Raw genomic sequence first — 21,883 nt, 5'->3', positions numbered from 1 at the left:
TCCTATAAGGTCATGTCCACCTGGCCGCCGCGTTTACTGCGAGTCGTGTCGCGGCGGACAGATCAATGTCAAGACAAACCCCTCACAGGGCGTCAACCACACTTAGAGCCACGCCGCGACACAACCAATTCCATCATTACTGTCCACACCTTCCACCTCGGACTGGCCCGTACAGCCGCCGGACTGGCCCGGATTCCGCAGGTTTCCGCGGGAACCCAGCAATATCAAGGCCGGGAATCGCGTTCGAGTCCCACCTCGGGCACGGCATAACCCCTCGTCAGAGAGGTCTTTGCTTTTTACTGTGTACAAAGCTGGACAGGTGCCTCTGCCTCGTCGACCTGGATGGTGCCTAGCCGCCGGGTGCGGCCTGTTCAGTTTGGGTGGGGGAGCGGGATCAGTGCCCTGGCGTGTGGGCGCTCCGCTTGCTCTGAGCTGGGGTCATTCTCGTTCCTTCTTACTGTTCTGTCCGGTAGGTCCGGAGTGGCCTACACGTCTTCATGGGCCTAGGGATTAGGTACGACATGACTTCCAGCGATTTCTGTTTCGTCGGTCTCAGACATCGGATCTTCCTCTCCTCACGGCATCGAAGAGTCGCTTTGTCGGGCCAAAGTGGGTGTGTACAGTGTGCGCACTTAAGTCTGTTTTGTTTCTGACCACGGTCTGCTCTCTTTCTTGCCGTCACGTTTTCATTCCGCCCGGCGGATCGGGCAACATGACCTAGACGAAATCCGTGTTGCTCTGCCAGCGCTTCGTCTCGCGCCGGGTGGGCAGTCGCATTCCAACGACGAGGCAACAGGGCTGTGATGCCTCAAGTCCGACGGGCTGTTCGGTTGAGGTCTATGACCTCGGGTGTCTGCGGTCATACAAAGACTCACCAGGCCCTAACCTGACGCCAAACCGCGCAGGAGCTGACGTCAGGTTGGGTACACGTCTTTACAGGAAGCCATCTGGCGACACTGTACATACTTGGCAGCGTCTTGTCGGCCGGCGGAGTCACCACGTTGAAGGCCAGATGTTCCTGATCTGGTTCAGTATGAATGCGTTGTTCCTGAAGTCTGATGCAGTCGGGCCTCCGGCGAGGCGATTCTCCTTGGATTAAATGCCGGAGCCTCCCTTGGCGGTTGCGAGATAAGGGAGGCTCCGGGGCCGCATGGTCCAGCAGGCCGCGCATTCGGTGGCTTTGCCTGTCGGGTGCCGGTCTATGGCGGGAACGCTAGGTGGTCCTCAGATTGAGTGTGTTAGTCCGTCTCGGGTCCGTCGCAGAAATGGCAGTTGTCCTCACATGCGTTGTCGTCGGGGATGGCCGGGTTGCCGGGAGTTGTTGGATGTTTGGGTGCCATGAGTTTTTCGGTTGGGTTGGGCTGGATTCGATGGTGGGTGGCTGTCGCAAAGCCAGGGTTACCGACGTTGGCGGGCACTGGCTGTCACCGAATGTCGGCTTGGTCCTGGGTGCTGCTCGTTGTGGTACGCGTCAGGCATGGGATTTCTTGGTCCGGTGATGTCCGTAGTGGCATCGCTGACATCACGGCTGATGTCCACCAGGTCACGCCGACTTGTCTCGGGGACGATCTTGATCGCGATGAGTGACAGGATCGCACCGACAACGACGTATCCGGCGACGAGGTACCAGCGGGTATTGTCTGGTCCGGCCAGCAGGGCTGCGATGAACGGGGTGAGCCCTGCCGTCACGATCCCGGCGATCTCCCTGGCTCCGGCCACTGCGCTGTAGCGGCTGTGCGCCGGGAACATTTCGGAGAACAGCGCGGGCTGCACGGCACCGACGGGGTTATGTCCGAGGTTGAGCACCAGGATGTAGCCGAGCGTGATGAGCCAGAATGAACCGGTGTTAAGCAAGAGGAAGAAGGGAAAGGCCGTGATTGCGACCATGGCTGAGCCGATGGCGAAGACGGGGCGGCGCCCGATTTTGTCAGAAAGCCAGCCGTAGAAGCAGGTCGCCGGTATCGCGATGACTGCCATGATGAGGATCGAGGCCTGCAACCCTGCGGCATTCACCCCGATTGATTTCGCGTAGGTGATTGCGAAGACCGTCAACAGGAAGTATGGCAGGCCCTCGGAGAAGCGGAGCCCGATCATCAGGATGATGTCGCGCCAGTGGTCGATGAAAAGGGCAGCGATGGAGCCGCGCCGGACCTCGGGCTCTGTGCCGTCGGCTTCCGCGGCTTTGCTCTCTTCAAAGACGGGCGTCTCAACGAGATTGCGCCGCATCCAAAGGCCGGCGATGAGAACAACAATCGATGCCAGGAACGGCAGGCGCCATCCCCAGCTCAGTTGGGCGTCCTGGGGGAGCAGCAGGACCAGTGCGATGGCACCTGCCACGAAAAGTTGTGAGACGAAGCCACCGAGGTTCGGTATTGCGGAGAAGAAGCCTCGGCGGTTTTGCGGAACGGATTCAGAAACGAGCACCATTGAACCGCCCCATTCGCCGCCCATCGCGATGCCTTGAACCACCCGGACGGCGATCAGCAGGATCGGGGCGAGGACGCCGACCATGGCATGCGTGGGGAGCAGGCCGATGACGATTGTGCAGGAACCCATGACCCACAGGGTGAACAGCAGGGCCTTCTTGCGTCCGAAGCGGTCACCGTAGCGGCCGATCAGGAGTCCGCCGAGGGGTCGGACGATGAATCCGATCGCGAAAGTTGCAAGGCTCGCAAGGGTTGCTGCGAATTGGTTTTCCCCTGGAAAGAACAGCGCTGGGAAGAACAAGGACGCCGCCGTCCCGTAGAGCAGGAAATCGTACAGTTCCAGCGTGTTCCCGGCCAGTCCGGAGATGGTCGCTTTCCAGTAGTAGCGGTTGTTCATGGTTGGAGCGGCGCTTGGTGCAGATGCATTCGCCATTGAATGTCCTTTCGGTTCGAGGATGTCGTGAGCGGCTTAGGCGGTCGTGACGACTATCACTTTATCACTTGTAGGTTGTCCGTTAACCGTTAAGTTGATGCCGGGTTTCGGGCCGGGCGCCGTCCAGGTATCCGCTGGCCAGGATTCGTTGGATGCCTTCGGCCAGTGCTTCGTCGCTGGCGGCGAGGGAGAGACGAATGAATCCTGTTGAGGTGCGGCCGAACGCGGGTCCAGGGCCGACCGCGACGCCGTGTTCGCGCAGAAGGGCCAGGGCTATGTCGGTACCGTCCATGCTCGGGTGCTGGCAGTCCAGCCATAGGTAGAACGCTCCGGCCGGGCAGAACATGTTGATGCCCGCTGCTTTGAATTGCGCGACTGCCGCGTCCCGCCGCCTCCGGTAGGCCGAAACCATCATGTCCAGGGGTTCCTGCGTTCCGGTCAGTGCTTCGATGGCCGCGTATTGGGCGGGGGTGTTCACGCAGGCCACGATTGGTTCCTGAAGGCTGACCACGGTTTCGGTCAGTTCGGGCGGGCAGGCCAGATACCCGACCCTCCATCCGGTCATCGCGTAGGTTTTGGAGAACGTGTACACGGAAATGACCCGCTCGTAGTCTGTGACGGCCGCCGTGGAGACAAACGTGTCATCGAAGACGACCTGGTCATAGCACTCATCGGAGATGATCCAGATGCCGCGCCGCCGAGCGAATTCGGCGATCTCTACAAGGAGTTCCCTTGGGAAGACGGTACCGACGGGGTTGGATGGGGAATTGAGCATGAGCACCGTGGTCCGCTCGGTCGTCAGCTGTTCAAGTTCCGCTACGGATGGCAGGAATCCATGCTCGGGGCGCAGGGTGTAGCCGACGGTTTCGGCGTGCATGACCGCGGGGATGCTCATGTAGTTCGGCCAGGCCGGGTCCGGGATGAGAATCTCGTCGCCCGGTTTGACGATTGCCGTCAGGGCAACGAACAGCGCTTCCACGCCCCCGTTGGTGACGACGATGCTCTCGGGCGAAACATCAAAGCCGTTGACCCGCTTGATTTTGTCGGCGAGGGCCTCGCGGAGCGGGGGAATTCCGGCGTTGGACGTATAGCGGGTGTGCCCGGCGAGTGCTGCACGGTGCGCCGCTTCGACAATGTTGGGAGGCGTCGGGAAGTCCGGCTCTCCGATTTCGAGACGGATCAGGTCGGGGTTGTTCAGCGCCAGTGCCTCGTTCATGATGACTCTGATCCCGTTGTGCACGGCGCGGGACGGGGCGGGGAACTGGTTGATTCCGGGGGTGGTCATCGAAGGTGGTCCTCTTATGGTGGGTGGTTTGGAACCTGGAGGTGGTGCTGGCGGGTCTAGGCGAAGCTCTGGTGAAGTTCGCCTATTCCGTGGATCCAGCTCCGGAGGTGCTGTCCGGGCTGGATGAAGCGTTCAGGGGTTCGCCCGGTCCCCACTCCTGAGGGCGTGCCGGTGAAGATCAGGTCTCCGGGATACAGGGTGAGGATCCGGGATAGTCCTGAGACCAGTTCGGGGACGGAGAACAGGAGGTCTGAAGTCCTGGATGCTTGGACCGTTTCGCCGTCCAGTTCAGAGCCGAGGCCGAGATCGTCGCGGTTGTCGAGGTCGTCGGCGGATACAAGCCACGGTCCGGTCGGAGCGAACCCTGGATAGGACTTGCCCAGGCTGAACTGGGGCGAAGGCGGACGCATCTGGGTGATGCGTTCGGAGAGGTCCTGTCCAACCGTCAGGCCGGCGACGTGTTCCCATGCGTTTTCTGGTTGAACGTCGTGCGTGATACGGCCAATGACGACGACCAGCTCCACCTCCCAGTCGGTCTTTCCGGACGGTGGAAGTGCCACCTGCGTGTCGGGTCCGCTCAGCGAGCTCCGGAATTTCGTAAACACCGGAGGGAAGCCCTCCGGTACTCCAAGTCCGACCTCGCGGGCATGTTCTCCATAGTTCATGCCGATCGCAAAGATCTGCCCCGGTTCAGGCGAGGGTGCCTGCAAGTCCTGCCGACGGAAGGGCACGGCGATGAGCCTGGGCGAGGTTCGCACCCATTCGACAAACTCAGGCCACGTCTCAAAGATGTCCGGGAGCCCCGGGCCGAACCGGCCGTTCGAAGCCTGGTGGACATCCGCGCCGGTCTCGTTGGACAGGACAAGGGTTGCCCGGCCCGCTACATTGGCAAGTCGCACTGGTTTGCCGTTCCTTTCTGCTATTTTCCGTCGATGAGCCGGGGGAGCGGGTCGCTGGTGTGGTCGCGGAGGACCTCGGGCAGGGCCTGTTGTGGGAAACCCTGGAAGGACACGGGACGCAGGAACCGCTCGATGGCCGCTGTGCCGACCGATGTCGATGAGCTGATGGTCGATGCCGGGTAGGGGCCGCCATGCTGCTGTGCGTAGGTCACCGAGACGCCAGTGGGCCATTGATTCCACAGCACCCTGCCGGCCTTCTCGGACAGCACTGTGATGAGTTCGTCCACGTTGCAGTCATCCTCGGCTTGGACGGTGGCGGTGAGTTGCCCCTCGAAGACGCCGGCGAGGTCGATGAGCTGTTCTTCGGTGTCGTATTCGATGACCAGAGACGATGGGCCGAAGCATTCGCCGAGCAGTTCGGCCGGGTGGGCCAGGACGTCGTCGATGGTTATCAGATGGATGACCGGAGACGGCGTGTCAGCGAACGGTTCAGCGCCGGCGTTGAGAACTTTCGCCCCGGCTGCCTGGAGTTCCTTCACCGAGTTAAGGTATCCGTGCCGGATTCGATCGTTGAGCAGGGCACCGCCGTCGGGAAGCTGCGCGCCCTGGAGCGCGGCCAGTGTACTGGAGCCTCGCGGAACGGCAAGTGTGCCGGGCTTCGTGCAGAACTGCCCGGACCCCATGGTGAACGAGCCGATGAACTCGGCCGCGATCTGCTCGCCCCGGGTCTGGTCGGCGGCCCGTGTGACAAACACGGGGTTGTTGCTTCCGAGCTCACCATAGAACGGGATGGGGTCAGGTCGTGCGGCGGCCAGGTCGAACAATGCCCGGCCTCCGGGGATTGACCCGGTAAACCCTGCGGCCTTGATCCGGCGGTCCTGGACAACAACACGCCCGGAGTCGGTCCCATAAACGATGCCAAAAGTGCCTTCCGGGGCTCCCACAGCTCCGAGTGCGTCGCTGACTACCCTTGCCGTCTCCGCCGAGAGCAGGGGGTGTCCGCCGTGGGCTTTGACCACCACGGGGCAGCCGGCGGCAAGGGCCGAGGCCGTGTCACCTCCCGCTACGGAAAACGCGAAGGGGAAATTGCTGGCCGAGAACACAACGACCGGCCCCACCGGAACGAGCATTCTTCGCAGGTCCGGCCTGGGCGCGCCCATGGGCCATTCCGGATCGGCATGGTCGATCCGGACGTCCAGGTACTCCCCGGTTCTCACCACGTCGCTGAAGAGACGCAGCTGGAAGGTTGTGCGCTTCAGCTCCGAACGCAGACGAATTTCGGGCAGATTCGTCTCGGCCTGCGCGACGGGCACCAGGGCGTCAGCGGAAGCATCCAGCGCATCGGCGACAGCGTCCAAGTATCCGGCCCGCTGCTGCCGGTCCATCAGCCTCAGCGCCCGTGACGCCTTCTCAGAAGCAGCAAGAACGGATTCCAGTTCTTCCTCACTAGTTGCGTTGACTGTTGTCATTGTGCAGTTCTTCTTCCTTCGGAATGAACGGATGGACTGGACCAATTCCCCGCACCGGCGTTGCATCCGGCCGTGGCCGTATTGATCCGGTACGGGGAGCGGGTGGCTTTGCTGCCGCGCCTGGGTGAGGGGCGTTTTGTCCCTGGCTCTGTCGGCCTTGCGCTAACGCTTGGGCGGAATCACAGTGAGGGCTGGGCCTCTTAGTCCCGCAGGGTTGGTGGGAGGTTAGTGCCCGCTGACGGACAGCAGCTCGCTCACTTCGGCGGTGAATGAGCGGCTCGTCCCCAAGGCTGCCCCGAGCGCAATAAAAAGGAGCGCAACGCCCACCGCGCCTGGGTCCGGGACGCCAACGGCACGGTCTCCGACGTAACTGGAGCGGCCGCGGCGGGCGACCAGGGTGCTGGTGTTCTGGGCTCCCTTGACGGCAGCGGAAACGACGTCGTCGAAATCGTTGAGCGCCGACGAGGCTTTCAGCTGCACGACGGCGGGGGCAAGGGCGTCCACCAGTGTGCGGTCTCCGACCTGGGCCTCCCCGACACGCTGGATCGCGTCGAGGCCGTTCGAGAACCCGGAGGCCAATAGGGCGAGGGAGTCATCCCCAGCGGCGGACTCGGCTGCGGATTCGTTGATCGCGTGGAAGAGCAGCCCAAAGAGCGGTCCACTGGTGCCCCCGACGTCGTCGAGGAAGACATCGACGAGGGCGGACCAGAGAGTTTCACCGTCTGAGTCTTGGTGTTTCTTGATGGTCTGGGCGAGCCCGCCAGCGAGGTTTTCGCCGAAGTCTCCGTCGCCGGAGAGCATGTCGAGGTGGGTCAGGTCTGACTTCGTATCTTTGATGATTTGGTCGAAGTTCAGGACGGACGAGTCCAGTACTTGGGGCAGGTTCATGGCTATTTGTTCACTTTCCATGCGGGGGTATCTGCGGTGGCGGCCCAGTAGTTGATCCAGTCCGGGTCGGTGACCTTTAGCAGGGACAGCGAGAAACCGCGCATGTCCAGTGCCGAGACGTATGTGCCCACGAGTGCGCCGCCGATCCGGACTCCGGCCGCGTCGAGCTGCTTCTTGACCTCGTTATAGATCGCATAAAGTTCAAGATTGGTGGTCGATCCCAGGCCGTTGACAAAGACGACGCACGTTGAGCCGGGTGAGCGGTAGTCCAGGGACGAATTGAGGTCGTTGAGCATCTGGTTGATCAGTGCCGGGAGCGGTTCGCGCTTGCACGTGACCTGGGCACGTTCGCCGTGGATGCCGATGCCGTATTCGATCTGGTCCGCCGGCAGTTCGAAGACGCGCTCACCGGTGTGGATGGAGGTGAGGGCTTCGGAGGCGACCGCAATGCTGCGGCTGTTCGCGGCCACGGCGGTGCCGAGTTTTTGAAGTTCTTCCAGTGAAAGGCCGGTGTCTGCCGCGGCGCCCAGGATTTTCTCCACGAAGACGGTACTGCCGGTGCCGCGCCGCCCGGTCGCGGTTGTTTCGCTCTCGGTGGCCACGTCGTCATCAATGAGGACCCTGGCGACGTTGATTCCTTCGGCGGCGAGCCGCTCGGCGGCGATCCCGAAATTGATGCGGTCACCGGTGTAGTTCTTTACGATGTGCAGGACTCCGTCTTCGCAGGCCGCCGCTTTGGAGGCCTCGTAGACTTGCCGGTTGTGGGGGGATGCGAAGACCTTGCCGGGCGCGGCGGCGTCGAGCATGCCTTCGCCGATGAAACCTGCGTGCATTGGTTCATGTCCGGAGCCTCCGCCGGACACCAGCCCGACGCGCCGCTGTGGGTTGCTCCGGCGTCCTTTGACGTAGAGCGGTGAAGTTACGACTTCACAATATGCCTCATGAACGGCAGCGAATCCCTCCAAGGAGGCTTCCACCGCCCCGGCGGGGTCTGCGAAAAAGTAGTTGGTCATGTGCCAAGACTCCTGATGAATGGTGGTCCGGGTGGTGCCGCGCTGGGCTGCCCGGCTTGTATGGATTGCAGTTAGCTTTCGCCTCTGAGCCTTTGCAGGAAGCGTTGGCTGCGTTCGTGCTTCGGGTTGGCGAAGAATTCAGTCGGCGCTTCGTCTTCGACGATGGAGCCTCCGTCCATGAAGATGATCCGGTCCGCGGCTTGGCGGGCGAAGCTCATCTCGTGGGTCACCACGATCATGGTCATGCCTTCTCTGGCGAGGTCGAGCATGACGCCAAGGACGTCTCCGACCAACTCAGGATCCAGCGCGGAGGTGGGTTCATCGAAGAGCATCACGGATGGCTTGGTAGCGAGAGCGCGGGCGATGGCCACCCGCTGTTGCTGGCCGCCGGAAAGCTGTGCCGGGTACTTGTGCGCGTGTTCGGACAGGCCGACTTTCGCGAGGAGGGCCGTTGCTTCCTTGTAGGCTTCTTTTTTGTTCTTTCTCAGGACCTGGATGGGTGCTTCGACGATGTTTTCGATTGCGGTCAGGTGCGCGAAGAGATTGAACCTCTGGAAGACCATACCGATGGGAATTCGCTGCTTGGCCGCGGCCGTCGCGGTGAGCTCTCGGTGCTTTCCGCGGTAGGGTTCGTAACCGATGAGTTCGTCACCGACCCAGATCTCACCCGCATCGATGGTTTCGAGGTGGTTGATCATCCGCAGGAGTGTGCTCTTGCCGGTTCCTGATGGGCCCAGCAGGCAGACCACCTGGCCCTTGTAGACGTCCAGATCGATACCGTTCAGGACGGTGTGGTGGGCGTATCGCTTGATGACGCCGCGCACAGAGACCAGCGGTTCTTCCTTGCCGTCTGGGGAGACCTGGTTGTTGTTGCTCTGTTCGGAAATCTGCTGGTCCATTTCAGTTCCTTCCCGTACCTGCGATGCGTCCGATGGGCAGGCTGATTGCTCTCTTGAAGATCTTCATCCCGGTTTGCCCGGGTGTCATCGCCACGCTGGCGTTGAATTTCTTCTCCAGGAAGTACTGCCCCACGCTGAAGGCGCTGACGGCGACCATGTACCAGAATGTTGCAGCGATCAGGGTTTCCATCACTTCCAGGTTGATCGCGGCCGTGTTCTGCGCGATATACAACAGCTCGGGGTATGTGACGGTGGCCGCCAGCGAGGTGGCCTTGAGCATGTTGATGAACTCGTTGCCTGTCGGAGGAATGATGGTGCGCATGGATTGCGGCAGGATAATCCTGCGCAACGACATCAGAGGCGGCATGCCCAGGGCCGAGGCGGCCTCGAGCTGTCCGCGGTCAACGCTGCGCAGGCCGGCGCGGATGATTTCTGCCATGTACGCGGCTTCGTGGAGTGCGAGTCCGAGCAGTGCTGCCAGGAACGGGGTGAAGACTTCGTTCGCCGATTGGTCGAAGAAGACGATGTCCGTTCCGGGGATGCCGATGGTGATTCGGCTGAAAACCAAGGCGATGTTGTACCAGAGCAGGATCTGCAGCAGCAGGGGTACACCCCGGAAGAACCACACGTAGAACTTGCCGGTGAGCGAAGCGACCGGGTTCTTGGAATCCTGCATGACCGCCACGATCAGTCCAAGCACGACCGCGCCAACGAGGGAGACGACGGCAAGCACGATGACCCGGCCGAGTGCGGCTATGAACTCGGGATCCACGATGTACCCCGCTACCGCGGGCCAGGAGATCTTCGCCTGGGCCATCGAGAACACGAACGCGACGAGCAGGACGAGAATCAGCGCCCCTGAAATCCATCGGCCGAGAGGGAAACGACGTACCGTTTCCCTCGGCTCATCAGATCTGCGGCGAGGTGCAACTGTCACGGTTTCATGACTGTTCATGGGGAAAGGCTCCTTCTGGACATCGACATGAGGCTATTTGCCGCCGTTGAGGGTCGCTTGGGCACGCGCGCCGTTCTCAACGCCCCAGGCGGTCAGGATTTTCTTGTAGGTGCCGTCGTCGATCAGTTCCTGCAAAGCGGCCTTCACGGCATCCCGGAGCTCGGAGTTGGACTTGTTGAATCCCATGCCGTAGGGGGCGGGTTCGATTGCTTCCTTGAGCTTCACGGACTCGAAGTCGTTGCCGCCTCCACTGGTCGCGGCGATGAAAGCCGCGCCGGGGGTGTCGTTCAGGACAACGTCCAGGCGCCCGGTCTTCAGGCTGTTCAGACGCTGCTGGTTCTCCTCCACGATCGTGATGTTCATCGGCTTGTCGCTCGGGCAGATTTCCGGGCTGGTGCGCTGTGCCCAGGCAAGCTGGGAAGAACCCGGACCGGCGGAGACCTTCTTGCCGCAAAGGTCCTGGGGCCCTTGAATGTTGCCCGGATTGTTGTGCTGGACAATGAAGGCGATCCCGGCATCGTAGTAATCGATGAAGTCGATCTGCTTCTGCCGTGTGCTGTTGTCGTTCATCTGCGAGATCACCAGATCAATGCGGTTGGTCGAAACACTGGTGATCAGCGTCGAGAAGTCCGCGTTGCTGACCGTTGCCGTGGTGCCCAGCTTCTTTGCGATGGCATTGATCAGGTCGACTTCGAACCCGACGGGTGTCTTCCGGTCATCGGCGAGGTAGGTGCCTGGCGGCGCTGTCAGGTCGGAGCCGACTTTGATCCCGCTCTTGTAGTTCTCGGGCACCTTGGATACAAGGTCCGTGCTCGGCTGGACGCCATCAAGGATCTGGGCGACACCAGAACCAAGGCCCTGTACTGCACCCGACGTCGTTGACGGGTTGTTCTGGGTTGCCGGGGCGCTCTGGGAACAGCCGACGGCGGCAAGCGCCATGCCGGAAACCAGCAGCGCGGATGCACAACGGAGTTTTGCATTCATGATTTGGAGTCTCCTTTGGTACTAACGGTGTCTTGCAATGTGGGGGAGGGATGAAGGGGAAGACGAAAGATAGTCCAGGACACGGCCAAGCCCTGTCTTGATTACTGCTGTGTCGGCAGCGAACGAGATACGCAGGAACTGGTCACCGTTGGCCCCGAAAGCAGTGCCGGGTGCCACGGCCACGGAGACCTCGCGGAGCAGCTCCAACGCGATATCGCCGCTGTGTACATCAGGGATACCGGTGTCGAGCCATAGGTAGAACGCACTGTCGGGAACACACGCGGCGCTTCTGCCGTGTTCGGCGAGGATACTCAGGCACAGATCGCGTCGTCGGGCATATTCATCCCTCATTTCGCGTATGCAGTCCTGCGGTCCGTCGAGCGCGGCGATGGCTGCGGCCTGGGCCACGGAACTGACCGAGCTAATCAGGGGTTCGTGCATGCGGGCGAACGTGGGAGCTGTAGATTTCGGAACGACGATGTATCCGATTCGCCAGCCGGTCATCGCGTAGGTCTTGGAGAAGCTGAATACCGAGATGATCTTGTCGGTGATTCCCAGGGCTGCGGGAGACACGGAAGGGACGCCGAAGGTGATCTCGTCGTAGCATTCGTCCGATATGACCCACAGGTCGTGCCGGTTCGCGAACTCGAGCAGTTCGCGCAAGTGCGCTTCCGGTATGACACGACCGATCGGGTTGGACGGGGAATTGATCAGGATGGCCTTGGTACGGGCGGTAACGAGGCTTTCCAGCTCTTCGATGCTTGGTAGGAAGTCATTCTCTCCGCTCAGCGAGTAGCCGACGGGTTTGGAATGGGCGAGATGGACCATGGTCGCGAAGTTGGACCAGCCGGGATCCGGTATCAGAACCTCGTCGCCCGGGTTGCAGATCGTGGTGAACGATACATAGAGACCCTCGGCGGCGCCGACGGTGACGAGGACCTGATCGGCCCCGGCGTGGATGCGGTTGACGCGTTTCAGTTTTTCAACGATCCGTTCCCTCAATCCGGGAACCCCGACCGCAGGAGAGTACTTTGTCCATCCGTCGCGAAGGGCTTGTGCTGCGGCTTCGACGATGTGTTCGGGGGTTTGAAAACCGGGTTCGCCCACTTCCAGGTGGGCGACGTCGCTAAAGTTCGCTGAGGCTTCAACGATCGCCCGGATGCCGGACCTCGGGGCGCTCAGTGCGATTGTCGAAAAACTAGGGTCAGTGGTCATGGTTGCTTTTCAGGTTTCTCTTCAATGATGTGGTGCGGCGCGGTGTGCGGGAGGGGCAACCTGCCGGGCCGTCAAGCCCGGCAGGCTGACCCTCTCGTGGCTAGAACAGCTGAGTTTTGCCCAGCGCGTTCGCGATGGCAGCCCGTGTCGTTTCATCGACCGGGCTCGCAGGGCTCCTGGAGAAGCCGCTCTCGACGCCGTGCTGATGCAGGGCTTCCTTGATGCGGGACGGGAATTGCGGACCGATGATCTGCATCCAGACTTCGTGCATCTGGTCCTGTATGCGCAGCGCTTCCTCGTGCTTTCCGGCCTCGTTCAGGTTCCAGAGCTGCACCGACAGCTCGGGGTAAAGCGCCAGGATCGCCGAAATCGCGCCGTCGGCACCAACAGAGAAGCAGGAGTACAGCATCTCGTCGGTGGCGGCGTAGACGAGGGCTTCACGATCGACCAGGCGCATGGCGTAGAGGGCTTGGATTCCCCCGACGCTCTGCTTGACGCCGACAACGTTGGGTATGGTTTCGCGCATGCGCTTGAACAGTTCCGGAGAAATGGTGTTCTGCGGCACGACGTTGTAGATGATGATCGGGAGTCCGACTTCCTCCGAGATTTTCGAATAGAAGTCGATGTTGCCCTCGTCGTTGGGCACCAGCACGTTGTAGAACACGGGTGTGATCATGAGCGCGTCCGCGCCGGAGTCACGTGCGGCCTTGGCGGTCTGCAGCGCAGCCTGCGTGGACGAACGGATCACACCTGCCACTACCGGCCTGTCGCCGGCTTTCTGCTTGGCCAGCGCGACCATTCGTGACAGTTCCGAGTCTGTCAGTGCCGCGCCCTCGCCCGTGCTGCCGCCCGGGCTCACGCCATGGACACCGGCGGCAAGGAGCCGGTCCACATGCTGCTCGTAGAGAGCAAAATCCACTTCGTCGTGCTCGGTAAAGGGGGTGATTACCGGAGAGATGATTCCTTTAAGATTCATATCTTTGCCTATCTAAAGAAGGGAGCGCGTCCGAACGATCAGATGAAGTCGCCGTCTTGAAGGGCGGTGCGGATCGCTTCCTTCTGAGTCTCATCCGGGGCAAGAATCGGTCCACGGGAGACGCCGACTTCACGGCCGAGCAGGCCGATGGCGTACTTCGCCTTTGCGGTCATGTTGTTGCCCTCGAGAGTGCGCCACACGGGGAGCAGTCGGTCGTGGATCTTCTTGGCCTTCTCATGCTCGCCGTCTTGCACGGCTTCGAAGAGTTCCTGCGTCAGCGCTGGGAACACGGCGCAGAGGCAGGAAACAACACCGTCGACGCCCAGGACGAACGTCGGGTAAAGCAGGTCATCGATGCCGGTCGTGATAGGGACACGGTTGTGCAGCGCGGCCATCATGTCGGCGACCTTGTGCATGTCGCCACCGCTCTGCTTGACGCCAAGTACCCATGGGGCGTCGTCGATGATGCGGCTCATGGCGTGAACGTCGATGTCGACCCAGGGAACTACGTTGTAGATGAGCAGGGGGAGTTCAACGGCCTCGCCAACCTGCTTGAAGTGCTGGACCAGGCCTTCGACCGAGGGGGCCCAGAGGTAGTGGGGAGGTGTGATCTGCAGCGACTTCGCTCCGCCGCGCTTGGCGGCCAGGCCCTTCTGGATGGTCTCGTGGGTGGTGTCAGCGATGACGCCGCCGATCACGTGGATGTCCGGGCCGACCGCGTTCACGACGGTTTCGACGATGCTGAAAATCTCCTCGGCGGTGAGGCCCTGGCCCTCGCCGGTGCTGCCCGTGACGCAGATCGAGTGCACGCCGGTGCTGGCGATGTACTTTGCTTCCAGGGCCAGGAGATCGTGATCGATCTCCTCGGTGCCTTCCTTGAAGGGAGTCACCATCGGGGGGATAACACCCCGAAGGTTTAACTGGGTTCCGTTGAATTCCTTGGAGAATGCCACTCTGTTGTGCCTTTCTGTGTTGCTTCTAAGTTCGGTGCAAATGCGCAGCTTCGGATACTGGAAATCGCCGAAGCAGGGTGACAGGACGTGCCATCCGCCGCTGTGAATCCGCCCCAGCCGTTCGAGTCTTAGTTGTTGCTCGAATGAGGCGTCATCTGTGCGTTTCCAACCTTGATGCGAAGTTCCGGAGCTCATTGGTTAGTGCTTCGGACATCTGGACTTTCCGATGTGGAGTACTTCCGGCCGGGCCGGACGCAACCGACTTCCCGCTGCTTGTCGTGGGAGGGGTTCCGCCTCTGGAAAGGCCGTTCGATCTAGGCGTCCAGCGCCGCGATTTCGTTGCGCTGTCGAGACAATGTTAGGTCGGTTGTCGGTTGTCCGTCAAGTGACTTGACCCACAAAGTTGCTCGGGTTGTCTGTTGTCCGTTTAGTTGTATTTTCCAGCGTAGAATCTACCCAGGGGTTCCCTTCCATCACTGCCCTCAGAATTCGGCGGGTGGTCCGCAGTGGAGGGCTCGGTAATGCCCAAGTCAGGAGCAGGGCATCCGCTGAATGCCATCGTCGCTTGCTGGCAATAAAGCGACGGCGGGGGACCGGAGGAGCCGCTAACCTGGGGTTTCGGGGTACTTCCGTTCGCTTAAGGGCGAAAACGTCCCGTTCCGTCGGGGCGCTATCATGATTCAGTTGGGACGGAGATAGAACATGGTGAAACGAAGTCGGCCACGCATCGTGGATGAGGTCTTGCCGGTGCTTCGAAATCGAGCACTGGAACTCGACGTGGGGCAGCAGATGCCGACTGAGTCCCAGATCGTGACGGAGTATGGCGTAAGCCGCCAGACAGCCCGCGAAGCCTTGGCCGCTCTCCGGGCCGAAGGGCACATTGAGATCAAACACGGGCTGGGTGCTTTCGTCACCGACAAAGCGGCGACCGACAGGATCCGCTTCCAGGACTGGTTCCGGGGCAATCAGTTCGAGATCTCGGAACTCCTCGAAATGCGGGCCGCCATCGAACCATTCGTTGCCGAACTTGCCGCCGAGCGCATCACTGACGAACAGTTGGCCAGACTTCGCGAAAGCGTCGAGGGCTTCGAGGCGATCCTGCTGGCCGGCGACGTTGAAGCCAAAGTAGCGGCAGACGAGAACTTTCACGGCATCATCATGGAAGCAAGCCGCAACAATGGCCTGAGCGTCTTCTATGACACATTCATCCCCAGCCTGCGTAACTACCGTGGCCACGTTTTCGCACCCCCCGCCGATCCATTACTCGCGCTGCCTCACCATCAGCGCATTTATGAGGCGATCGCTGAACACGACGCCGAACGTGCCGGCAAGTACATGCGCGACCACATCGACCATTCCAAGCTGGATGTACAGCGGCTCGCCGACCTGGACCGCCAGTCCGCCTAGGCCGGACGGTCCACAGACTGTCCGTGCAAGGGCAGCCCAGAGTAATTGACGGCAAAGATCGCCGGTTGGTCTCGCTCCCGGGTCAGGCGTATGCGGCGAGGGCGGACGCGGCGGCAAGGGTCGTCTGAGCTGTATTAGGTTATGAGCCTTGTGAGTTCCATCGCCTCGGCCGCCTTTTTGCCAATCGGATCGTGGCTGTTGTGATGGCGTTGCTGGCGTTCATAACGGAAGGTCTGGATGCTAAACCAGACATCCACAGCGACTAGTGATCTGGAAGGTCAGGTTCCAGAGGTGCTGGCGGCTTGGCTGGTGGCGGGTCCCAAAGCCGCCAAATACTTGATGGCACTCCACGATGGCGCAACCAGCTGGCATCCATGCCGGTGCCGGGCGGCGAACGACGGCCGGCGCTTCGATCCTGCGCGAAATACGGCGGGGCCGTCGCAGGACAGACATGCCAATTCCTGTCGGACTAATTCTTGCTGCTCTGGGAGAAGTTCCGCGAATTCTCCGGCAGTCCATTCCCTGGAATCCGACATGTTCTTGACTATGTACACAGTGTCTTCACCTTGCTGAGGTTTGGGAATGACGACGGGGCATTGCCGGTGCGCTCTTTGCTCCCTTCTTCAGCCAATGGCTCCGAAGGGAATTGTCCCGCAAAAGCCGTCCGAGCCGGCATCGATTGAAGCGATGCCCTCATTGGAGACCGGCTCGGCGATGTAGGGCGACGCAGCCTTTTTACAGCAGCGTGCAGGTTACGGAGGCCGCAGCGGCTGGTGGGCCCCTCAGGGGGCGTAGCGCAGGTAGTTGTCTTCAAAAGAAAGCCGATAATTTCTTGCCGTCCGGGTCTACTGCCCTGGGCCGGTTTGAGCGGGCAGACAGGGTGTCGCAAGATGCCTAAGGCGTCAATGATTCACTAGCGTTGCAGGTGCCGGTATCGGTACCGACACCTGCAACGGAGAGTCGGCCTCGACGCCGGTACGGCCGTGCCAACGGCCCGTGCTTTACGGCATGTCGATATTCGCCCTTGCTTTGTCCTGCCGATGCAGGGTGTCGGTGTCGCGGTGTGGCGGTGCAGCCAAGTGTTGCGGAGCCTGTGCGGCTCGGGGTTCAGGACTTAGAGCTGGGTCGCCCGGGAATGTGGCTGAGGATGGACTTGGTGAAGCCGCCGTCGACGCAGATGTCTTGCCCGGTCACGTAGCCCGCCAGGGGGCTGATGAGGAACTCGATCACGTTTGCAATGTCGATGGGATCTCCAATTCGTGCCAAGGGGATGATGTCTTCCCTTGCCTTTTTGATGTGGGGATCGGCGTACATTTTCTCAGTCATCGGTGTGTGCGTCATGCCGGGGGAGACCACGTTGACGCGGATTCCTTCTGGTGCCCATTCCAGCGCGAGTGTTTGGGCCAGCATTGTCACCGCGGCTTTGCTGGGGCTGTAAGCACCTGATCCAGCATGAGGTACCTGACCAGACATGGACGAGGTGAAGCAGGCGGCGCCGCGGCTCTGCCTCAGGTGCGGGTGGCTGGCTTTAGCCAGTAGCCACGCGCCGCGAAGGTTGACGGAGAACATCTCGTCCCAGTCTTCGAGGGTCACATCGCAGATGGCGCCAGGGTTTGCGATCCCCGCGTTTGCAACGAGGGCGTCCAACCCGCCAAATTCGGCCACGGCAGCGTCGACCAACTTACCTGGCACCTCCGGGTCACCGATGGTGCCCGTCAACGCGATAGCGGTACCGCCCATTGACTGGATTGCACGAACGACTTGCTCCTGGTTGCCGTCCGACTCGCTTCCTGCCACTGCGATCATCGGGTGCACGCCGCGGGCCAGAGCCGCCTCTGCGATTCTCAGGCAGGTCGCTGCTCCGATGCCCCTACTTCCGCCACTAACCAAAGCTCTCATCGTAAATACTCCTTTATCTGTGGTTCACATGCGGAATTGCTGGTGCAAGGATCCCGAAGGATCCGGACATGCCTCGTGCATTGGCATGAATCTATTGGCAACCTGAACTATCTATAGTCTTGCCTGCAGGGTCGTGTTCGGGGAGGCCGGGCTAGTGTGCCAGGTCCCAGCCCTGATCTTTGAGGTTGTGCATGGCTTTCTTGAATTCCTGGAGGGGGTTCTCCTCGCGGATGATCTCGAGAACAACGTTGCTGACCCCGCACGTTTCCTTGACAGCTTTTCCGAGCCCGTTCCAATCGATCACTCCGGTGCCGATGGGGTCATGGCCCCAGGTGTCAGTGCCCGTATCGGAAATGTGTACCAACCCAATGGATTCGTGATGAGTGAGCAGGGCTTCGACGGGATCCTCGCCGATGTAGGCTGCGTTCGCGACGTCGTACACGATCTTGACTGAGTCGTCGTTGATCGTACTGACGACTCCTGCCAGGTCATGGATGGTGGGCGTGAAGCAGTAGGGGGTGTTTTCGAAGAGGAGCCGCGTGCCGGCCTGTTTGGCCAGTGGAATGAGGCTTTCGAGGCTCTCGTGCATCCACCCGTGGACCTTGTCGAGAGCTGGTGAGATCATCGGGCGACGGGTGCCGGGGGAGATCACGACCTCGGAGACACCCCAGGCTTCGGCCAGGTCGATCACTGATGTGATGTGCTCGATGCTCTTTCGGCGCATACTGGCGCCGGGACTGGCCAGGTTGATGTCGTAGCCGCCGGCGTTCAGTGACCTGATGTTGGCGCCGTATTCATTGAGACGGGCGTGGATTGCGGTGCGTTCGGGGGCGGAGATTTCGTCCGGCCAGCAATGTGGAGAGCTGACTGGAACTTCGAAGGTTTTGTACCCGTTCTCGACCAACTCCGCGATCGCGTCAATTGCTGTGGCTGACCATAGGTAGGAAAACGTATTAATAATCATTTGGTTCACTTGGGGATCCTCTCGGTTCTGCACCAATGTCGGAAAAGTTCTTTGCTTCACCGTGCACGGTGAATGTTGATTCCGTTACGGGATTTGCACTCACGGGCCAAGGCGGTCCGACCAGGACGTAAGGTCCGTGTTCCGGAGATGTCTTGTCGGGACGCCTGATGTCCGGGCGCGGTGTGCCTAGTGGGAACGCTTGGCCTCATCCGCGGCCGACGGAGTGCTCGAAAGCAGGTTCTCGCCCTCAAGTACCTCCGGGTCAGCCAGTGCCACGGTGTGACGGTTACCGCGACTGCCGGTCTCCGGCAGCGTGAAGTAGACAACCAGGCAGAGGGCGACGACGACGATCATGTAGACCGCTACCAGCATCGGCTGTCCGGCTCCGACGAAGGCGGTGGCGATCAGCGGTGCGGTACCACCGAAGACGGCAATGACGATCTGGTGCGCGAAGCCGATGCCAGATACCCGGATGGAGGCGGGGAACAGCTCGGCCTGGATGGTGGGATAGACCGACTGCCAGATACCGAGAACGACCCACCCGGACGCCGAGACCAGAACGTATACCCAGAAGCCAGGCTGGTTCAGGAGCAGAAGCAGCGGGTAGAAGAGAACGATCATGCCGATAGCGCCGATGATCGGGAAGATCTTGCGGCGGCCAAGCCGATCGGAGAGGGCGCCGCAGGCCGGCACGATGATCACGAGCAGGGCAAGTCCGATAACGCTCCCGGCCAGGGTGGAGGACAGATCGCGGCCGCTCGTCAGCTTGGCGTAGGTGGGGAGGAAAGTCGCCCAGGTGTAGTAGGCCACGGCCGGGGCAGAGAGGGCTGCTGCCTGCAGCAGCGCTTTCGGGTGTTCGCGAAGCAGGTCCATCAGGCGGGCCGCGGAGGACTTCTGATCGGTGATGGCCTCTGCCTCGAACTCAGGGGTCTCTTCTGCACGTGCCCTGAGGATGAGGCCGACGATGCCAAGGATGCCTCCCACGACGAAGGGGATACGCCATCCCCAGGCGGCGAGGTCGGTGGTCGAGAAGGATGATGTCACCATGGCTGCGGCGCCGGTCGCTGCGAGGGTTGCAAGTCCGCTCGCCATGTTGGTGAAGGAACCGAACAGGCCCCTCCGGTTCGCTGGGGCGTGTTCGACCATGAACGCGATGGCGCTCTGGCCCTCGCTGCCGGCGGAGATGCCTTGGATGATGCGTGCAACCAGGAAGAGAACGGGCGCAGCGTAGCCGATGGTCGCAAAGGAAGGCGTCAGACCGATGATCAGCGAGCCGAGCGCCATCCCGGACACGGACAGCGTCAGGATGAGCCTCCGGCCGAAACGGTCGGCCAGTGGAGAGATGATGATGCCGCTGAGCGGGCGTACGACAAACCCGACAGCATAGGTGAGCAGTGCTGCGATGAGCGAGGCGAACGGGGAATCACTTGGAAAAATCTGTGATGAGAACACCGCTGCCAGAAGCCCGTAGATGTACCAGTCGTACCACTCCACGAAGTGACCGATCGTACCGGCGACAACGTTGTGGCGTCTACGGCCGGGCGCCTTGAGATGATCGGAAGGGCCCGGACTGCGGAGGGCGTCTTGTGAGGTCTTCATTGAACTCTCCATATATTTTCAGGGTGTGTTGCGGGGGAGGGATAGTCCGCACACCAGGAAACGGTGTGCGGGTCACGCCCGGCCTTGAAGGCCGGCGAGCGGGTAACCGACTGCCAGGACCTGCAGTCGGACCAACGCTGAGGGCGCCGCCTGACGTGGAGTCGGAAAGGAGCTTATCCAACCTCCCAAATTCATTATGAGATCGGTTGCTGAGATCGGTTGCAAGCAACGATACGGATGAACTGTGATCCTTGTCAACGTCAGCAGGCTGGTCTAGGCCGGATTTTCAGAATGGGCCGTGATTTGGGGGGCATGCGGCCTTTGCGAGGCGCCGAGGCGGTCCTGTGGCCCAATTTCGTGAGGGCTGAAGCCGTGCCGGAGGTCAGCTCTCAGGGGGTGGGGAAGGGTGCCTCGTTGTTGTAGTCCTGATAATCCACTCCGGACCAGGCGCATTCCAGGCTGCCGTATACGGACCAGTACTCTTCCCAGTGCGCAAGCTTCCACTGGTCCCGTTCCAGCCCGCGGTGAATGAGCCGTGTGCGCAGAACATCTTGAGGCACCCGGACCCGTACTACCGTGATCTCGGGCGAGGGCCACTGGAATTCTTCTGCCGCGCGGGTCAAGTAGTCCGGTACACCGAAATAGGCTCCAAACGGGGCGTCAAGGACTACAGACCGGCCCAGGCGCAGATTCATCCCCGCCACGTCCATGAGGGTCTCGTACTCAAGGGGCAGCAGGTTCTCGCGGTAATAGTCGTTGGACTCTCGGTCGGTGGGATCGTGCCCGGTGGCGGCGAGTGTGAATTCGATGAATCGGCCTGTGACCCGGTCCTTGTCCAGGTATGCAGCCTCATGCTCTTGGGCGGTTCGCTGCGCGACGGTTGTTTTTCCTGAACCTGCCGGTCCGATAACGATGAAGACGCGCGGGGGCATTACTTGCGCGCCTCTGCCACGGCTGAGAGAAACGCCCTGGCTGCTTCGCTGACGCGGTTGAAGTCGCCGTCGGGCTGCCAGGCCTTTGTCACGTAGCTGCCAACGCCGACGCCCGCGACGCCGGCGGCGAACCATTCGCCAACGTTCTCCAGGGTTACACCACCGGCGGGCATGATCGGCAGATGTGCAAGCGGAGCCAGTACGGACTTTGCGTAGGCTACGCCGCCGGCCTCGGTTGGAAAGAGCTTGAGGATGTCGGCGCCGGCTTCGGCAGACTCAACGAGCTCGGTTGGCGTGTAGGCGCCGCTGATGGTTGGTACTTGGTACCGGTTGGCGGTGCGGATCATCGCGGAATTGAGTTGGGGGCTGACGAGGAACTGGGCGCCGGCGCGGATGCACTCGTAGGCGGAGTGTTCATCCAGCGCGGTTCCGGCGCCAACGGCGACGCCGTCTGGCCCGTGCTTGGCGGCGAGCCGGCGGATGACGTCAACGGCACCGGGAATGGAAAGAGTAATCTCAAGCGCCCGGAACCCTCCTTCGATGGCTGCTTCAGCAACACGCTCGGCAAGCTCTGCGCTCTCCAGTCGCACGATGAGGACGGCCCCGGACTCGTCGATGGTTTGCAGGGTGCGAAGTTTCTTGTTCATGTTTGTCCTCTGTCCGGCCGGCACTGCGGGGTTTCCCGAA

General features: G+C 61.2%; 18 protein-coding genes. 1 reads left to right on the top strand and 17 read right to left on the bottom strand.

Features of this window, described 5'->3' with window-relative positions:
* Positions 1–1,398: 1,398 nt before the first annotated feature.
* The 12 genes from ACIQT2_RS21295 to ACIQT2_RS21240 all read right to left on the bottom strand — a co-directional run bounded on the left by ACIQT2_RS21295 (position 1,399) and on the right by ACIQT2_RS21240 (position 14,395).
* The gene (locus tag ACIQT2_RS21295; protein WP_402950561.1) at positions 1,399–2,859 is read right to left on the bottom strand and encodes an MFS transporter; all 1,461 of its coding nucleotides are present in this window, start codon (positions 2,857–2,859) and stop codon (positions 1,399–1,401) included.
* A gap of 82 nt (positions 2,860–2,941) precedes the next feature.
* Positions 2,942–4,144 (bottom strand): pyridoxal phosphate-dependent aminotransferase, encoded by a 1,203-nt coding sequence (locus ACIQT2_RS21290; RefSeq protein ID WP_402950558.1) that lies wholly within the window; start codon positions 4,142–4,144, stop codon positions 2,942–2,944.
* A 56-nt stretch (positions 4,145–4,200) separates the two neighbouring features.
* Complete coding sequence (locus tag ACIQT2_RS21285; protein ID WP_402950555.1) at positions 4,201–5,043, bottom strand: fumarylacetoacetate hydrolase family protein; 843 nt, start codon at positions 5,041–5,043, stop codon at positions 4,201–4,203.
* A 20-nt stretch (positions 5,044–5,063) separates the two neighbouring features.
* Entirely contained in the window at positions 5,064–6,578 is a 1,515-nt protein-coding gene (locus tag ACIQT2_RS21280; RefSeq protein ID WP_402950552.1) for an aldehyde dehydrogenase (NADP(+)), read from the bottom strand.
* 159 nt (positions 6,579–6,737) lie between these two features.
* Complete coding sequence (locus tag ACIQT2_RS21275; protein WP_402950550.1) at positions 6,738–7,421, bottom strand: DAK2 domain-containing protein; 684 nt, start codon at positions 7,419–7,421, stop codon at positions 6,738–6,740.
* The gene (locus ACIQT2_RS21270; protein WP_402950547.1) at positions 7,403–8,413 is read right to left on the bottom strand and encodes a dihydroxyacetone kinase subunit DhaK; all 1,011 of its coding nucleotides are present in this window, start codon (positions 8,411–8,413) and stop codon (positions 7,403–7,405) included. Before ACIQT2_RS21270 ends, ACIQT2_RS21275 begins: the two co-directional genes overlap by 19 nt.
* Before the next feature lie 71 nt (positions 8,414–8,484).
* Positions 8,485–9,312 carry an amino acid ABC transporter ATP-binding protein gene (locus tag ACIQT2_RS21265; protein WP_402950544.1) on the bottom strand — a complete coding sequence of 276 codons (828 nt, stop codon included), beginning with the start codon at positions 9,310–9,312 and terminating at the stop codon, positions 8,485–8,487.
* Between the two features lies 1 nt (position 9,313).
* A complete protein-coding gene (locus ACIQT2_RS21260; RefSeq protein ID WP_402950541.1) occupies positions 9,314–10,267 on the bottom strand; it encodes an amino acid ABC transporter permease in 954 nt (317 codons plus the stop codon).
* Between the two features lie 33 nt (positions 10,268–10,300).
* On the bottom strand, positions 10,301–11,251 hold the full coding sequence (locus ACIQT2_RS21255; protein ID WP_402950539.1) for an ABC transporter substrate-binding protein: 951 nt from the start codon (positions 11,249–11,251) through the stop codon (positions 10,301–10,303).
* A gap of 21 nt (positions 11,252–11,272) precedes the next feature.
* Positions 11,273–12,466 carry a pyridoxal phosphate-dependent aminotransferase gene (locus ACIQT2_RS21250; RefSeq protein WP_402950536.1) on the bottom strand — a complete coding sequence of 398 codons (1,194 nt, stop codon included), beginning with the start codon at positions 12,464–12,466 and terminating at the stop codon, positions 11,273–11,275.
* Between the two features lie 100 nt (positions 12,467–12,566).
* The gene (locus ACIQT2_RS21245; RefSeq protein WP_402950533.1) at positions 12,567–13,442 is read right to left on the bottom strand and encodes a dihydrodipicolinate synthase family protein; all 876 of its coding nucleotides are present in this window, start codon (positions 13,440–13,442) and stop codon (positions 12,567–12,569) included.
* Positions 13,443–13,480: 38 nt separating this feature from the next.
* Positions 13,481–14,395, bottom strand: a complete 915-nt coding sequence (locus ACIQT2_RS21240; RefSeq protein WP_402950530.1) for a dihydrodipicolinate synthase family protein — start codon at positions 14,393–14,395, stop codon at positions 13,481–13,483.
* Between the two features lie 729 nt (positions 14,396–15,124).
* Between ACIQT2_RS21240 and ACIQT2_RS21235 the strand changes: the two genes are divergently transcribed.
* Positions 15,125–15,802 carry a FadR/GntR family transcriptional regulator gene (locus ACIQT2_RS21235; protein ID WP_402950527.1) on the top strand — a complete coding sequence of 226 codons (678 nt, stop codon included), beginning with the start codon at positions 15,125–15,127 and terminating at the stop codon, positions 15,800–15,802.
* 1,107 nt (positions 15,803–16,909) lie between these two features.
* On the opposite strand, the gene ACIQT2_RS21230 is transcribed toward ACIQT2_RS21235, so the two are convergent.
* From ACIQT2_RS21230 to ACIQT2_RS21210, 5 genes are all read right to left on the bottom strand, one after another.
* Entirely contained in the window at positions 16,910–17,701 is a 792-nt protein-coding gene (locus ACIQT2_RS21230) for an SDR family NAD(P)-dependent oxidoreductase (RefSeq protein WP_402950525.1), read from the bottom strand.
* 151 nt (positions 17,702–17,852) lie between these two features.
* Positions 17,853–18,665 (bottom strand): sugar phosphate isomerase/epimerase family protein, encoded by an 813-nt coding sequence (locus ACIQT2_RS21225; RefSeq protein ID WP_402950566.1) that lies wholly within the window; start codon positions 18,663–18,665, stop codon positions 17,853–17,855.
* Positions 18,666–18,851: 186 nt separating this feature from the next.
* Positions 18,852–20,264, bottom strand: a complete 1,413-nt coding sequence (locus ACIQT2_RS21220) for an MFS transporter (protein WP_402950522.1) — start codon at positions 20,262–20,264, stop codon at positions 18,852–18,854.
* Positions 20,265–20,653: 389 nt separating this feature from the next.
* Entirely contained in the window at positions 20,654–21,196 is a 543-nt protein-coding gene (locus ACIQT2_RS21215; protein ID WP_402950520.1) for an AAA family ATPase, read from the bottom strand.
* A complete protein-coding gene (locus tag ACIQT2_RS21210; RefSeq protein WP_402950518.1) occupies positions 21,196–21,843 on the bottom strand; it encodes a bifunctional 4-hydroxy-2-oxoglutarate aldolase/2-dehydro-3-deoxy-phosphogluconate aldolase in 648 nt (215 codons plus the stop codon). The genes ACIQT2_RS21215 and ACIQT2_RS21210 overlap by 1 nt, the downstream gene beginning before the upstream one ends.
* Between the last annotated feature and the right edge of the window lie 40 nt (positions 21,844–21,883).

This window comes from Paenarthrobacter sp. NPDC090522 (assembly GCF_044769225.1).
Taxonomy (GTDB): domain Bacteria; phylum Actinomycetota; class Actinomycetes; order Actinomycetales; family Micrococcaceae; genus Arthrobacter.
Note: the sequence above shows the minus strand (reverse complement) of the source record. Positions and strands in the feature narration are given on the sequence as shown.

Bases quoted from the DNA above. Each gene is read 5' to 3' on its own strand.
- ACIQT2_RS21295 (WP_402950561.1), bottom strand. From the start codon at position 2,859: ATGGCGAATGCATCTGCACCAAGCGCCGCTCCAACCATGAACAACCGC.
- ACIQT2_RS21290 (WP_402950558.1), bottom strand. From the start codon at position 4,144: ATGACCACCCCCGGAATCAACCAGTTCCCCGCCCCGTCCCGCGCCGTG.
- ACIQT2_RS21280 (WP_402950552.1), bottom strand. From the start codon at position 6,578: ATGCAACGCCGGTGCGGGGAATTGGTCCAGTCCATCCGTTCATTCCGA.
- ACIQT2_RS21275 (WP_402950550.1), bottom strand. From the start codon at position 7,421: ATGGAAAGTGAACAAATAGCCATGAACCTGCCCCAAGTACTGGACTCG.
- ACIQT2_RS21270 (WP_402950547.1), bottom strand. From the start codon at position 8,413: ATGACCAACTACTTTTTCGCAGACCCCGCCGGGGCGGTGGAAGCCTCC.
- ACIQT2_RS21265 (WP_402950544.1), bottom strand. From the start codon at position 9,312: ATGGACCAGCAGATTTCCGAACAGAGCAACAACAACCAGGTCTCCCCA.
- ACIQT2_RS21260 (WP_402950541.1), bottom strand. From the start codon at position 10,267: ATGAACAGTCATGAAACCGTGACAGTTGCACCTCGCCGCAGATCTGAT.
- ACIQT2_RS21255 (WP_402950539.1), bottom strand. From the start codon at position 11,251: ATGAATGCAAAACTCCGTTGTGCATCCGCGCTGCTGGTTTCCGGCATG.
- ACIQT2_RS21250 (WP_402950536.1), bottom strand. From the start codon at position 12,466: ATGACCACTGACCCTAGTTTTTCGACAATCGCACTGAGCGCCCCGAGG.
- ACIQT2_RS21245 (WP_402950533.1), bottom strand. From the start codon at position 13,442: ATGAATCTTAAAGGAATCATCTCTCCGGTAATCACCCCCTTTACCGAG.
- ACIQT2_RS21230 (WP_402950525.1), bottom strand. From the start codon at position 17,701: ATGAGAGCTTTGGTTAGTGGCGGAAGTAGGGGCATCGGAGCAGCGACC.
- ACIQT2_RS21225 (WP_402950566.1), bottom strand. From the start codon at position 18,665: ATGATTATTAATACGTTTTCCTACCTATGGTCAGCCACAGCAATTGAC.
- ACIQT2_RS21220 (WP_402950522.1), bottom strand. From the start codon at position 20,264: ATGAAGACCTCACAAGACGCCCTCCGCAGTCCGGGCCCTTCCGATCAT.
- ACIQT2_RS21215 (WP_402950520.1), bottom strand. From the start codon at position 21,196: ATGCCCCCGCGCGTCTTCATCGTTATCGGACCGGCAGGTTCAGGAAAA.
- ACIQT2_RS21210 (WP_402950518.1), bottom strand. From the start codon at position 21,843: ATGAACAAGAAACTTCGCACCCTGCAAACCATCGACGAGTCCGGGGCC.